12 protein-coding genes are annotated in these 12828 nt (G+C 64.9%); 3 read left to right on the forward strand and 9 right to left on the reverse strand.

What is annotated here, in order from left to right; all coding sequences use genetic code 11:
- Nucleotides 1–5: 5 nt before the first annotated feature.
- The 9 genes from AC1DUB_RS11710 to hydA all read right to left on the reverse strand — a co-directional run bounded on the left by AC1DUB_RS11710 (nt 6) and on the right by hydA (nt 9543).
- A complete protein-coding gene (locus tag AC1DUB_RS11710; RefSeq protein WP_477718954.1) occupies nt 6–1412 on the reverse strand; it encodes an amidase in 1407 nt (468 codons plus the stop codon).
- 13 nt (nt 1413–1425) lie between these two features.
- Nucleotides 1426–2718, reverse strand: coding sequence for a TRAP transporter large permease (locus tag AC1DUB_RS11715; protein WP_477718953.1), 1293 nt, complete (start codon nt 2716–2718; stop codon nt 1426–1428).
- Nucleotides 2715–3299, reverse strand: a complete 585-nt coding sequence (locus tag AC1DUB_RS11720; protein ID WP_477718952.1) for a TRAP transporter small permease subunit — start codon at nt 3297–3299, stop codon at nt 2715–2717. The genes AC1DUB_RS11715 and AC1DUB_RS11720 overlap by 4 nt, the downstream gene beginning before the upstream one ends.
- Before the next feature lie 62 nt (nt 3300–3361).
- A complete protein-coding gene (locus AC1DUB_RS11725; protein WP_477718951.1) occupies nt 3362–4417 on the reverse strand; it encodes a TRAP transporter substrate-binding protein in 1056 nt (351 codons plus the stop codon).
- Between the two features lie 56 nt (nt 4418–4473).
- Nucleotides 4474–5754, reverse strand: a complete 1281-nt coding sequence (locus AC1DUB_RS11730; protein WP_477718950.1) for a TRAP transporter large permease — start codon at nt 5752–5754, stop codon at nt 4474–4476.
- Nucleotides 5751–6281, reverse strand: a complete 531-nt coding sequence (locus tag AC1DUB_RS11735; RefSeq protein WP_477718949.1) for a TRAP transporter small permease — start codon at nt 6279–6281, stop codon at nt 5751–5753. Before AC1DUB_RS11735 ends, AC1DUB_RS11730 begins: the two co-directional genes overlap by 4 nt.
- A gap of 26 nt (nt 6282–6307) precedes the next feature.
- Nucleotides 6308–7318, reverse strand: a complete 1011-nt coding sequence (locus AC1DUB_RS11740; RefSeq protein ID WP_477718948.1) for a TRAP transporter substrate-binding protein — start codon at nt 7316–7318, stop codon at nt 6308–6310.
- 45 nt (nt 7319–7363) lie between these two features.
- Nucleotides 7364–8110, reverse strand: coding sequence for an aspartate/glutamate racemase family protein (locus tag AC1DUB_RS11745; RefSeq protein WP_477718947.1), 747 nt, complete (start codon nt 8108–8110; stop codon nt 7364–7366).
- Nucleotides 8107–9543 (reverse strand): dihydropyrimidinase, encoded by a 1437-nt coding sequence (hydA, locus tag AC1DUB_RS11750; protein WP_477729638.1) that lies wholly within the window; start codon nt 9541–9543, stop codon nt 8107–8109. Before hydA ends, AC1DUB_RS11745 begins: the two co-directional genes overlap by 4 nt.
- Before the next feature lie 308 nt (nt 9544–9851).
- Here hydA and AC1DUB_RS11755 point away from each other — a divergent pair, with 308 nt between their 5' ends.
- The 3 genes from AC1DUB_RS11755 (at nt 9852) to AC1DUB_RS11765 (ending at nt 12827) form a co-directional block, all read left to right on the forward strand.
- Nucleotides 9852–10577 carry a maleate cis-trans isomerase family protein gene (locus AC1DUB_RS11755; RefSeq protein WP_477718945.1) on the forward strand — a complete coding sequence of 242 codons (726 nt, stop codon included), beginning with the start codon at nt 9852–9854 and terminating at the stop codon, nt 10575–10577.
- Nucleotides 10578–10645: 68 nt separating this feature from the next.
- On the forward strand, nt 10646–11347 hold the full coding sequence (locus AC1DUB_RS11760) for a GntR family transcriptional regulator (RefSeq protein WP_477719050.1): 702 nt from the start codon (nt 10646–10648) through the stop codon (nt 11345–11347).
- Between the two features lie 268 nt (nt 11348–11615).
- Nucleotides 11616–12827, forward strand: a complete 1212-nt coding sequence (locus AC1DUB_RS11765; protein ID WP_477729639.1) for a pyridoxal-phosphate-dependent aminotransferase family protein — start codon at nt 11616–11618, stop codon at nt 12825–12827.
- Nucleotide 12828: the final 1 nt, after the last annotated feature.

Here is a 12828-nt window from a genome sequence, read left to right on the forward strand (position 1 = left end):
TTGTTTTACAGGGCAGGCCAGCGCCCGCTCCACGGATGCGCCGCCTCGTAGCTGGCGCCGAGATCGAGCAGTTGATCGTCGGCGCCAAAGGCACCGATCATTTGCATGCCGATGGGCAGGCCCTCGCGTGAGGGCTCGCAGGGCACGGCCAGGCCCGGCAGGCCCGCGGCATTGACCCAACCGGTGTAGGCTGCATGGCCGCGCGGGCCGACAGGCTGGCCGTCAATGACGGACGGATAGGCCTCGTGAGCCGGCCAGGGCAGCGCGGCGGCAGCGGGCATGACCACCACGTCGATGCGCTCGAACAGCGCGGCGCTTTCGCGGCGCAAGCGCCGCACCGCTTCCATGATCTGCCAGACCCGCGCGCCCGAGACGCGTCGGCCAGCCTCGGCCGCCTCGCGGTATTTGGGACTGGCCTGGGCTTCCCAGTCGGGATGCTGATCGAACATCGCGGCCAGGCCCACCTGGCCGATTTGCGGCCAGGCCTCGGTCATGAACCTCACGTCCAGCGGCAATTCGCCAGTCTCGACGCGGTGGCCCAGCGCGGCGAGCTGCTGCATGGCCTGAAGGCAACTGGCGGCGATCTGCGGGTCCAGCGGGTTCGCGTTCAACCGCTCGACGTAGAGCACGCGCAGCGGGCCCGCAGGCCGCGGCTGCGCCGCTGCCCAGGCCGCCGCCATCGAGGATCGGTCCACCGGCGAGGGGCCGCGCAGGGCCTCGAACAGCAAGCGCGCGTCGGCCACTGTGCGCGCCACCGGGCCGATGCAGTCAAAGTCCAGCAGCAGGCCGGGCAGCGCGTGCTCGCGCGGCCAGGCACTGAGCGAAGGCTTGAGGCCGACCAGCCCGGTGTGCGAGGCCGGGCGGCGGATCGAGCCGCCGCCGTCCTGCGCGATCGCCAGCGGCGCGATGCCGGCGGCCACGGCGGCCACCGCACCGCCGCTGGAGCCGCCGGGCGAGAGCTCCGGAGCCCAGGGGTTGCCGGTGACGCCGAACAGCGGGTTGGCCGTGTAGCCGTCGTTGGCGAACTCGGGCACATTGGTCTTGCCGATGATCAGGGCGCCACCGGCGCGGGCCCGCGCGGCGGCCAGCTCGTCGTGGCCGGGCCGGTGCTCGCGCAGCGCCGCCGTGCCGCAGGTGGTCGGCAGGTCGGCCAGGTAGAGGCTGTCCTTCACGGTGAGCGGAATGCCGTCAAGCACCGACAGCGGCTGTCCGCGTGCATGGCGCTCCGTGGAGGCCTTGGCCTCCTCCAGGAGGAGGGCGTCACGCCGTGCGATGACCGCGTTCAGTCGCGGGTTCACCGCTTCCAGTCGCGCCAGGCAGGCCTGGGCCACCGCCAGTGGCGTGAGGGAGCGCTCGCGAAAGCGCTGACCCAGCTCTACGGCGCCCAGGCGCCACAAGTCGTTGTCGATCATTCGCGTTCAGTCCTCACATGTGGGCGGGCAGCCAGGTGACGATCTGCGGCACCAACATGATCAGCAAGGTGAACAGGATCATGATGGCCGCGTAAGGCAGCGCCCCCCAGATCGCGTCCTCTATGCCGCCCTTGTCGGGCCGTATGCCATGCACCACGAACAGGTTCATGCCCACCGGTGGCGTGATCAGGCCCAGCTCGCACATCAGCACGATGAAGATGCCGAACCAGATCGGATCCACGCCCAGCGCCGTGGCGATCGGGTAGGTGATCGGGATGGTCGCCACCTGCATCGACAGCACATCCATGAACATGCCGAGAATCAGGTAGAACACGATCAGCGCCAGGATCAGACCGGTTGCCGACAGGCCCAGGCCCGCCACCCACTTGGTCATCGTCTCGGCCACGCCGGTCAGGCTGATGGTCAGGTTGAGGATGAAGGCTGCCGTCATGATCAGCAGGATCATGCCGCTGACGCGCGCCGTGGAGATGAAGCAGGTGCGCAGCAGTTCGCGGCTCATCTTCCCTGAGTGCACGACAAAGCCCAGCGCCGCGATCACGCCCAGTGCCGCGCTTTCCGTGGTGGTGGCGATGCCGAAGTACAGGCTGCCCATCACGATACCGAACACGACCATGGGCGGCACCAGATGCACCAGCGAGCGCAGCTTGTCGGCCATCGGCACCTTGGCCTCGCGCATGGCGTTGCCACTCATCAGCGACGACACGGCGATGTACAGCATGAAGCAGCCCGTCAGCAACAGGCCAGGGATGATGCCGGCAATGAAGAGCTTGCCGATCGAGTTGTTGGTCAGCGAGCCGTAGACGATCATGTTGACGCTGGGCGGGATCAGGATGCCCAGCGTGCCGCCGGCCGCCAGCGAGCCGAGCGAAGCGCGCATGGGGTAGCCACGTTTTTGCAGGGATGGCAGTGCGACGGTACCCACAGTGGCCGCTGTAGCCACCGACGAACCGGAGGTCGCAGCAAACAACGCGCAACTGCCGATGTTGGTGTGCAGCAAGCCACCAGGCAGCCGTCCGAGCCAGGCCGACAGGGCGATGTACATGCGGTCAGCAATGCCCGAGCGCAGCAGCAACTCCCCCAGCAGGATGAACAGCGGAATCGAGGTCAACAGGCTCTCGTTGTGCACGCCCCAGACCACGGGCGCTATCGAGTCCATAAAAGGCGCGCCATAAGCGGCGATACCGCCGATGATGCCCACAGCTGCCATGGACACGGCGATCGGTATGCCGACCAGCATCATGCCAAGCATCGCCACGAAGGCGAGTCCAAATAATCCTATGCTCATGCTTGAGCTCCTTGTTCTGCGGACTGGCGCTGGGCGAGGTCATCGAGCTCTTCCTTCAGCTCCTCCTTGGCGCTCTTGGGATGGAAGTCATGGTTCAGCGTTTCGACTTGCCGGTTCAGCAGCAGCCAGCTGGCACGCAGCGAATAACCGATGGCCACCAGAGCGAAGATCACCAGCCCGGCATACCAGACGGCCTGCGGCCAGATCAGCGGCGTGGCCCAAGGCGTCTGCGCGGTGCTGCCGTACTGCAGGGTATCGGTGATGACCTTGGTTGCAACCCAAGCCACGAAGACCCCGAAGGAAGCCAACGTCACGATGGAAAACCAGTTCAGGAAAGCCTGCATGGCGCGCGGAAACCGCTCATGAAATACATCCACCCGGATGTGATTGCGCCCCATCAGTGCCAGACTGAACGCGATGGTGGAGCCCACGGCCAGCGCATAACCACCCAGCTCGTCGGCGCCTTGCAACGACACGTTGAACACCTTGCGCGAGACGGTTTCGACCGCCACCACGCACGCCAGCAGCAGGAAGATGCCGCCGAACACCGTGGCCAGCACGTTCTCAATATGGTCCTTCATGTCGAGTCTCTTTTGGATGGGGGCCGCCGTTGGCCGGCCCCGGTTGATGGTAGTGGCATTGCTCATTTCAGCCCCAGCACCGGTGCGACCTGGGCACGCCACTGTTGCGAGCAGCCCGGGTTGGATTTGTCACAGACTTCGGCCCAGACCGGCAGGCTAACCTTGCTGACGGCACCGCGTACCAGTTCGCCGTCGGCCGGCGTCACAGCCACATTGACGAGCTTGAACTTCTTGCCGTTGGTGCAAGGGTCCTTACCGGCGTTGCAGTTCAAAGCGTCCAGGAACAACTCTTCCGAATATTTCCAGATGTCATCGGTCAGGCCGTCGAAGGCCGCCTTGAGCTTGACCTGCTGGTCGGGCTTGAGCTGGTTCCAGGCTTTCATTGAAATGGCATACCCATTGAGGGCCATCTGGAAGCCCAGCGGCAACTGGTGTGTGGTCACCTCGGGCCAGCCTGCCGAGTTGGCCGAGCTCGGGCCAGTGATCGCGCAATCCACGACGCCCAGCGACAGCGACTGGTGCGTGTCGGCGAACGACACCGGCACCGGCGTGCCACCCACCATCTCGATGAACTTGGCCAGATTCTGGTCGTAGACGCGGACCTTCAGTCCCTTCACATCGGACAGCTTGGCGATCGGTTTGGCGCAGAACAGGATTTGCGGGCCGAACGGCCAGACGCCGAGCAGCTTGACGTTGAACTGCTTTTGCAGGCGCTGATCGGCGGTGTCGAAGTACGCCTTGGCCACCTTGCGGCCGGTGGCGTAGTCAGGACTGGCGCCGACCAGGTCCAGGCCGAGAATGGTGGGCTCGTCACGCGAGTTCTGCGACACCCGCAGCGACACGATGTCGAACAGGCCGGCCTTCATCACGCGCAGTTGCTCGGTGTCCTTGATGCCTAGCGTGTCCATGGGCTTGTAGTCGGCATCAATGGGCAGGCCGGTTTTGGCTGCGAAGTTTTCGAAGAACGGTTGCTCCTTGTTTTTCTGGATCAGGCCGGTCGCCAACGGTTGGCCGATGACCTTGAACTTGAGCTTTTCCTGGGCATGACCCGGCAGGCAAAGTGTTGTGGCAAGTGCGGCCACGGCGGCAAGAATCGTGAAACGGGAACGGTATGACATGGTGAGCTCCAGTGGTTGAAAGTTGATGAAATTGCGACAGGTCGCGGGGAATGAATTCAGTAGCCGAGCGCGTGCGGCAGCGCAGTGACAAAGGAAGGCACGAGCATGCACAGCACGAGCACGGCATACATCAGCACGATGAAGGGCCAGAGGTTGCTGACCAGCTCGCGCATGCGCACGCCGGTGATGCCGCAAACGACAAACAGCACCACTCCGACCGGGGGCGTGAGCATGCCGATCACAAGGTTGAGGACGAACAGGAAGCCAAAGTGCAGCGGGTCGATGCCGTACTGCAGCGCGATCGGATGCAGCAGCGGCACCAGCATGATGTAGGCCGCGTTCGACTCCAGGAACATGCCGACAACAAACAGCAGTACCGCGACCAGGACCAGGAATGCCAGCGGGCTGGTAGTGAAGCCGCGGAGCAGCTCCGAGAGCTGCTGCGGCAACAGATCCACCGTCATCAGGTAGGTGATGATGGACGCAAAGGCGATCAGCGCGCCGACCATGGCCGAGGTGATGGCCGCACGCACCACGATGCCGGGCAGGTCGGCCAGCTTGAGCGTGCGGGTGACAAAGAAACCCAGCGCCATGGAGTAAACCACCGCGATGGCCGAGCCCTCGGTGGCCGTGAAGGCGCCGCCGACGATGCCACCGATCACCAGCACCGGCATGGCCAGCACAATCAGCGAGCGGCGCAACTCGGCCAGCACGGTGGCCAGCCGGAACGGCTCACCGGTGGCGGCCCAGCCGCGACGCGTGGCGATCCACGAGCACAGCGCGATGAAACCGAAGGTGATCAGCAGGCCCGGCACCACGCCGGCCATGAACATGCCGCCGACCGACACAGACGAGCCGGCCATGAAGGCGTAGACGATCATCGCACCGGAAGGCGGGATGATGGGCCCGAGATTGGCTGCCGCGGCGACGATGGCGGTGGCGAATCCCTTGTCGTAAATCTTCGTCAGCGATGGCACCAGCATGGACGACAGCGCGCTCGCATCCGACACGGCAGCACCGGACACGGTGGCCAGGCCCGCGCCCGACAGCATGGTGACATGCGCCATGCCGCCGCGCACCCGGCCGACCATGGTGTTGGCCAGCGCGATCAGGCGCTCGACGATGCCGGCCTTGATCATCAGCTCACCGGCCAGCATGAAGAAGGGGATGGACATCAGCGGAAAGGAATTGACGGCGTGCATCATGCGCTGCGGCACCATCGAAAAATCCACCCCGCTGTACCAGAGGGCGCCGAGCGCGGCCACGCCCATGGCAAAGGCGATCGGCAGCCCGAGCAGGGCCAGCAGCATGAAGGCAATGACGACGGCGAGGCTCATTCGGCACTCCCCAGCGCCTGCACTGGCGCGCCCACGATGACGATGCGCATCAGGTGCAACCCGCTCAGCAGCGCGCCCAGGCCGACCGGCACAATGAACCAGCCGACGCTCCAGTCGACCGTGGCCATCAGTTCATCCCATTGCTCGCGCGCAACACGGAAGGCCGCCCAGGCAATTGCAAACATCATGGCGGCGCACAGCGCTGCGCCGGCCCGCTTGAGCACGCTGCGCCAGCTGGCCGGCAGCTTGTCGACCATGATGTCTATGCCAATATGCGCGCCCTGGCGCACGCCCAGCGGGATGGCAAGAAAGATGGACCAGACAAAAGCCAGGCGTCCGATCTCGTCGGCCCAGTCAATCGAGCGGTTGAAGCCGTAGCGCAGCGCGACCTGTGCGGATACGACCCCCACCATCACCGCTACCGTGGCGAGCAGCACGCCCGTGATGAACCGGTTCATCCCGTCAAGTGCGCGCCCGGTCCAGCCCGCAGGCACGGCCGGTTCCAGCGCGATTGTTTCCGTTGTCATGGCGGTCTCCCTGCGTGCCGTTCGGGTCAGCGCCGGGCGGCTTCAGCCAGCACCTGGTTCACCAGGTCAGCGCCGGCACGCTTCTTCACGTCCTCGATGACCGGGGCCGTCGCGCGGCGCATTTCCTCCAGCGCGGCGGGCGTGATTTCGGTGTAGGTCATCTTGCCCTTCAGTTCGGCCAGCCGCTTTGCCTCTTCCTCGGCGGCCAGCTTGCGCTGAAAGGCAATCGTGGCGGTCATGCCCTCGCGTATGGCCTTCTGGTACTCGGGCTTGAGCTGCTCGAAGGCTTTCTTGCTCGCAACCACGGCAATGAGGTCGAAGAAATGCCCGCTGTTGGACAGCTGCTTTTGCACCTCGCTGTAGCGCGCAGCCGAGATCACCGTGTATGGGTTCTCCTGCGCGTCGACGACGCGCTGCTCCAGTGCGGAGTACAGCTCCTTGACGTCCATGGCCACCGGGTTGGCGCCGAGCGCCCTGAAGGTCGCCAGGTGGGTCTCGTTGGGCTGCAGGCGGATCTTCAGGCCCTTCAGGTCGGCCATGCTTTTGATCGGCCCCCGGCTGTTCGTGACGTTGCGCATGCCCAGCTCCATCCAGCCCAGCGAGACAAAGCCCTTGTCGCCCAGCTTCTTGTCGATGGCATCGCCGACCGGACCGTCAATCACCCTGAAGGCGCTCTGCCGGTTGGGGAACACGAAGGGCAGGCTGACCGCTTCGAGTTCGGGTGCGATGCGCGACAGGAAGGCCGCGCCGACCCAGGTCAGCGCCAGCGTGCCAGAGCGCACGGCGTCCACATTCTCCTTGGCGCCACCCAGCTGCATGGCGGGAAACACATCGACCTGCAGCTGGTTGTGGGTCAGGCGGGCAACCTCCTTTTTGAACACCTGCTCGACCGCCACGCTGCTCGGGTGCTCCGACGCAAAGTTGCCGGCAATCTGCAGCTTCTGCTGTGCCGCGACGGGCAGCATGGCAGTGGCCAGCGTCAGCGCCGCAGCGGCGGCCAAGCGGGTGATCAGGGGCAGGCGGGAGGGCTGTTTCATGATGATCTTTTGGGAGTGGAGGAATGACGGAAAGGGTGGAAAGAATCAGCTGGTCCGGTCGAGCAGCTTGGCGATGGCGGGAGGCAAGCCGCGATTCGGCTTGACGGGCGGCGGGGAGAAACTGCCGCGCTGCGCGGTGCCGGGCTGCAGGGCGGCCAGGGTTTCGGCGTGGCGTACCGCGCTGGAGACGCCATCGACCACGGGCACCGGCAGCTGGCCCTTGAGCGCGCGTGCCAGCCCCGCCAGGGGAGCGCCGGCCAGCACAATGACATCGGCCCCATCCTCATCGACCGCGCGTTCGGCCAGCGCTTTCAGCGCCTGGGCGTGCTCGTCCTGCACCTGGCCGATGCTGGCCAGCGGCCGGTCCAGCGCCCGGATGCTGGCCAGCCGGGAGCCCAGGCCATAGGACTGCACCACCTCGCGGTACCACGCCTGGATGCGCTGAGAGATGGCAATGATGGAGATGCGGTTGCCGAGCAGGCAGGCACTGGCCAGCGCGGCTTCGGTGAGCCCGGTCACCGGCACCGGCAGGGCTTCGCGCAGGCCGGTGAGCCCCGGGTCGCCGAAGGCTGCGACCACCACCGCGTCGAAACGCGCATGGTGCTCGGCGGCGAGCTGGGCCGCCGCGTAGGCGCCGATCAGCGCTTCGAAGCGCGTTTCGATATAGGCCACACCGAAGGGCGCGGTCAGCACCTCGATCTCGGTGCCTGCCGAAGCGCTGCGTTGCGCTTCGCTGCGGATCAGCTCCGACACGCTCTCCGAGATATTGGGGTTGATCAGCAGCAGCTTCATGCCGGCCTCCCGAGGTGGCGCGACGGCATCAGCGAGGGTGCGCCACAGGCCAGGAACTGGCCGCGACCGGCCCGGCCATGGAAGTCTTTTCCGTCCCACACCACCTCGCCGCGCGACAGCGTGAGCCCGGGCCAGGCTTTCAGGGTCCTGCCTTCGTAGGGTGTGTGATCCACCGCGTGGTGCAGCTGCGTGTTGCGCAGCACGAACTCGCGTTCGTCCCAGATCACCAGGTCGGCATCGGCGCCGATGGCGATCGTGCCTTTGCGGGGGTGCAGGCCATAGGCCTTGGCCGGGTTGGTAGCGGTCAGCTCAACGAATTTTTCGAGTGTGATGCGCCCGCCGAGCACGCCTTCGGAGTAGAGCAGCGCCATGCGCGTCTCTATACCGGCCAGGCCGTTCGGGATGTGGCGGAAGCTGACTTCCTCGCCGCCGGGCTTGCGGCCCTCGGTGCCCTCGTAGTTGAACGGCGCATGGTCGGACGAGAACAGGGTGAACAGGCCGTCATTGAGGCCATTCCAGATCACCTCCTGGTTGGCCTTGTCGCGCGGCGGCGGGCTGCAGACACAGCGCGCGCCACGGTAGCTGTCGTCAATCCCCAGGTCCTCGGCGGTCAGGAACAGGTACTGCGGGCAGGTTTCGGCAAACACCTTGAGGCCCTGGGCACGCGCCCAGCGGATCTGCTCAACCGCTTCACGGCCCGACACATGCACGATCAAAATCGGCACGTCCACCAGCTCCGACAGCGCGATCGCCCGGTGCGTCGCTTCCCGCTCGACGAGCATGGGCCGCGCATGGGCATGAAAGCGCGGTGCGGTACGCCCGGCGGCCTCGAGCCGCTTCGTCAGCCATTCGATGCAGTCGGCATTTTCGGCATGCACCATGGCCATGGCGCCATGCTGGCGCGCCACGTCCAGCACGTCGAGGATCTGGCCATCGTCCAGCTTCAGGTCGTCGTAGGTCATGTAGATCTTGAACGAGGTGTAGCCCTCGGCGATCAGCGCCGGCAGCTCCACGTTCAGGACTTGCGGTGTCGGGTCGCTGACGATCAGGTGGAAGGCGTAGTCGACATGCGCGCGGCCGTCGGCGCGCTGGTGGTAGTCATCCACCGCGGCACGCAGGGATTGGCCTTTTTCCTGCGCCGCGAACGGAATCACGGTGGTGGTCCCGCCACAGGCCGCGGCACGCGTGCCGGTGTCAAAGTTGTCGGCCATGCGAAGGGGCGGCGCCATCGGCTGGTCGAGGTGGCAATGCGCGTCCACACCGCCGGGGGTGACTACGCGGCCAGCCGCATCGATCTCCTTCTCGCCGCGGTCCAGGCCGGTTCCCAGTTGGGCTATCCGCCCGCCAAGCACCCCGATGTCGGCATGGAAGGTGTCACTGGCCGTCGCAACGCGCGCGTTTCGAATCACCAGGTCAAGCGGTGCGTGGCTCATACACCCGCCCCGCGCGCACCAAGCCGGTGAATAAGTGTCGTCTTTAGTGCAAACATTATTGTTGACATGTTTTGCATTAGTTTGTTTTGGTGCATTGTCATTTTCAGATCAAGAATAGTGTCGTCATTGCAAATTCCGGGCCCAGCCCATTCGGAGCTTTTCGGCACATGTGCGTAATATCGACGATAATTAAATTGCAGACAGTAGTGTTAACACTAATGTCAACAGTTTTGCGATAAAGTTCACAATCACCAGCAAGGAGGCTTCCATGCCCTATCCTTGCCACAACCTCTTTCAGGAGCCAGCCCATGACCCAGCCCGTTCGCCTCGGCGTATTGACCCCCTCGTCCAATACCGCCCTGGAGCCTCTGACCAGTGCCATAGCGGTAGAAATTCCAGGTGTTAGCGCACACTTCTCACGCTTCAGGGTGACCGAAATCTCGCTGGACGCGCAGGCGCTGGGGCAGTTTGACGACAGCAAAATCCTGGCGGCGGCCGAGCTGCTGGCCGACGCGAAGGTCGATGTGATTGGCTGGAGCGGCACGTCTTCGGGCTGGCTGGGCTTCGAGGCCGACCACCGCCTGTGTGAGCGCATCCGCGAGCGCACCGGCATTCCGGCCACCACGGCCGTATTGGCGCTCAATGAATTGTTGGCGCTGCAGGGTGTGCGCAAGCTGGCGCTGGTGACGCCCTACACCGCGGATGTGCAGCAGCGCATCATGGCCAATTACCGCGCGCTCGGCATCGAGGTGGTGGCGGAACGCCACTTGGGGATCCGCGTCAACCATGACTTCGCCGGTGTCGAGCCGTCGACGCTGCTGGCGTTGATGCGCGAGGTGGCGGCCGATGGCCCGCAGGCCATCACCACCTTCTGCACCAACCTGCGCGCCGCGCCGATGGCGCAGCAGGTAGAAGAAGAGCTGGGCATCCCGCTGCTGGACACCGTGAGCACCACCGTGTGGGGCATGCTGCGCGCTGCCGGCATGCCATCAGCCAACATCACCGGCTGGGGGAGGCTTTTCCAATGCTCGTGAGACCCTCGAGTGAGGATGAGGATGCACTCGATAGAATGCAGTCACCCTCCTCCACCAATCAGACCGACATGACCAGCACGCGCCAGTCCACGAGCCGCCTCGACCGGGAAAACACGATCGATGCGATCTATGAAAGGATCTATGTCGCCATTCTGGAACACCGCCTGCACCCCGGCACCAAGCTGGGCGAGGAGAGGTTGGCCGACATCTTCGGCACCAGCCGGGCGCGCATCCGCGAGGTGCTGGCCCGTCTGGCGCACGAGCAGATCGTGGAGCTCTACCCCCAGCGCGGGGCTTACCTGGCCAAGCCCTCCATCGAGCAGGCGCGCGACGTGTTCGAGGCCCGCCGGCTGATCGAGCCGGCCGTGCTCAAGCGCCTGATCGACACCCTCACCCCCGAGAAAGTCGCCCGCCTGCGGCAGCACCAGGAGCTGGAACTGGATGCGCGCCGGCGCGAAGACAAGCGCGCCGTGATCAGGTTGTCCGGCGAATTCCATACCCTGACGGCGGAGCTGGCAGGCAACTCGGCGCTGGCCCGCAGCATGCGCGAGCTATGCATGTTGACCTGCCTCATCATCTTCCTGTACGACGCACCCACGGCCAGCAGTTGCCGTGCCGACGAGCACACGGTGATCGTCGACGCGATCGCCAAGCGCGACCGGGTACGCGCCGAAAAGCTCATGCTGGATCACCTGCACCACATCGAGCACAGCCTCAAGCTCGACAGCACCGCCGGGGAGGCGGATCTCGAGGCGATTTTCGGCAGCTGAACCAGCACTCCCCAACGCCCACGCCGCCCCGCGGCGCTCCATCCCACCCGCTCGGCAAGGGTCGGCCCTGCTGCGACCTCTGCCTTCAAGCACATTCGCATTCTTTTGAGCGGCCGGGCGCAGCTTCATCCACAAACCTTGTTCTGCTATTTTTGTATTATGCATACAAAAGTTCAGACTACTTAAGCCGACAAGCCTCTTCCTTTATGGGATTAAGGCTCGTACAGTCTCCATAAATTGTATGCAAATTTATTGAAGGAGAACCTGAATGAACCTGAATTTCCATCCCGCCGGTCGCCATTTCCTGCAGATCCCCGGCCCCAGCCCCGTGCCGGATCGCCTGCTGCGCGCCATGAGCTACCCCACCATCGACCACCGCGGCCCCGAATTCGGCGCCCTCGGTCGGAAGGTGCTCTCCGGCATCAAGGACATTTTCAAGACGCGCCACCCCGTGGTCATCTACCCCGCCTCCGGCACCGGCGCGTGGGAGGCTGCACTGGTCAACACGCTGAGCCCTGGCGATTCCGTTCTGATGTTCGAGACCGGCCACTTCGCCAGCCTCTGGAACAAGATGGCGCTGCGGCTCGGCCTGAAGCCGGAGTTCATCGGCCTGCCGGGCACCGAGGGCTGGCGAAACGGCGTGCAGGCCGACATGATCGAGCAACGGCTTCGCAACGACACGCAGCATCAAATCAAGGCTGTTTGCGTGGTCCACAACGAGACCTCCACCGGCGTCACCTCCAACATCGCGGCCGTGCGTCGCGCCATTGATGCGGCGAAGCATCCCGCCCTGCTGCTGGTCGACACCATTTCTGGCCTGGCCTCAGCCGACTACCGCCATGACGAATGGGGTGTCGATGTCACCATCAGCGGCTCGCAAAAGGGTCTGATGCTGCCGCCCGGCATCAGCTTTAACGCCCTGTCGCCCAAAGCCCTTGCCGCCAGCCGCGATGCCCTGCTGCCCAAGTCCTTCTGGGCCTGGGACGAGATTGTTGAAATGAACCAGACGGGCTACTGGCCCTACACGCCGAATACCAACCTGCTGTATGCCCTGAGCGAGGCGCTGGACATGATTTCGGCCGAGGGACTGCCCCAGGTTTTTGCCCGGCACGAACGCCTGGGCAAGGCCTGCCGCAATGCCGTAGAGGCCTGGGGGCTGGAAATCCAGTGCGCCGATCCGGCGGTCTACTCCCCGGTGCTGACGGGCGTGATGATGCCCGAGGGCGTGGATGCCGACCGGGTACGGCAAATCGTTTACCAGCACTTCAACATGTCGCTGGGCGCGGGGCTCGGCAAGGTCAAGGGCCGGATGTTCCGCATCGGCCATCTCGGCGAGTGCAATGACCTCACCCTGCTGGCCGCGCTCGCGGGCTGTGAGATGGGCCTGAAACTCGCAGGCGTGCGCCTGCGCGAGAGCGGCACCTCGGCGGCCATGGAATATCTGGCGGCCACGGCGCAGCCCACAGCGACACTGGGCTAGG

Source organism: Polaromonas sp. P4_F9, assembly GCF_056401235.1.

What these genes read in the sequence shown, in the direction of transcription:
- AC1DUB_RS11710 (WP_477718954.1), bottom strand. Translation starts at nt 1,412, where the DNA reads ATGATCGACAACGACTTGTGGCGCCTGGGCGCCGTAGAGCTGGGTCAG.
- AC1DUB_RS11715 (WP_477718953.1), bottom strand. Translation starts at nt 2,718, where the DNA reads ATGAGCATAGGATTATTTGGACTCGCCTTCGTGGCGATGCTTGGCATG.
- AC1DUB_RS11720 (WP_477718952.1), bottom strand. Translation starts at nt 3,299, where the DNA reads ATGAAGGACCATATTGAGAACGTGCTGGCCACGGTGTTCGGCGGCATC.
- AC1DUB_RS11725 (WP_477718951.1), bottom strand. Translation starts at nt 4,417, where the DNA reads ATGTCATACCGTTCCCGTTTCACGATTCTTGCCGCCGTGGCCGCACTT.
- AC1DUB_RS11730 (WP_477718950.1), bottom strand. Translation starts at nt 5,754, where the DNA reads ATGAGCCTCGCCGTCGTCATTGCCTTCATGCTGCTGGCCCTGCTCGGG.
- AC1DUB_RS11735 (WP_477718949.1), bottom strand. Translation starts at nt 6,281, where the DNA reads ATGACAACGGAAACAATCGCGCTGGAACCGGCCGTGCCTGCGGGCTGG.
- AC1DUB_RS11740 (WP_477718948.1), bottom strand. Translation starts at nt 7,318, where the DNA reads ATGAAACAGCCCTCCCGCCTGCCCCTGATCACCCGCTTGGCCGCCGCT.
- AC1DUB_RS11745 (WP_477718947.1), bottom strand. Translation starts at nt 8,110, where the DNA reads ATGAAGCTGCTGCTGATCAACCCCAATATCTCGGAGAGCGTGTCGGAG.
- hydA (WP_477729638.1), bottom strand. Translation starts at nt 9,543, where the DNA reads ATGAGCCACGCACCGCTTGACCTGGTGATTCGAAACGCGCGCGTTGCG.
- AC1DUB_RS11755 (WP_477718945.1), top strand. Translation starts at nt 9,852, where the DNA reads ATGACCCAGCCCGTTCGCCTCGGCGTATTGACCCCCTCGTCCAATACC.
- AC1DUB_RS11760 (WP_477719050.1), top strand. Translation starts at nt 10,646, where the DNA reads ATGACCAGCACGCGCCAGTCCACGAGCCGCCTCGACCGGGAAAACACG.
- AC1DUB_RS11765 (WP_477729639.1), top strand. Translation starts at nt 11,616, where the DNA reads ATGAACCTGAATTTCCATCCCGCCGGTCGCCATTTCCTGCAGATCCCC.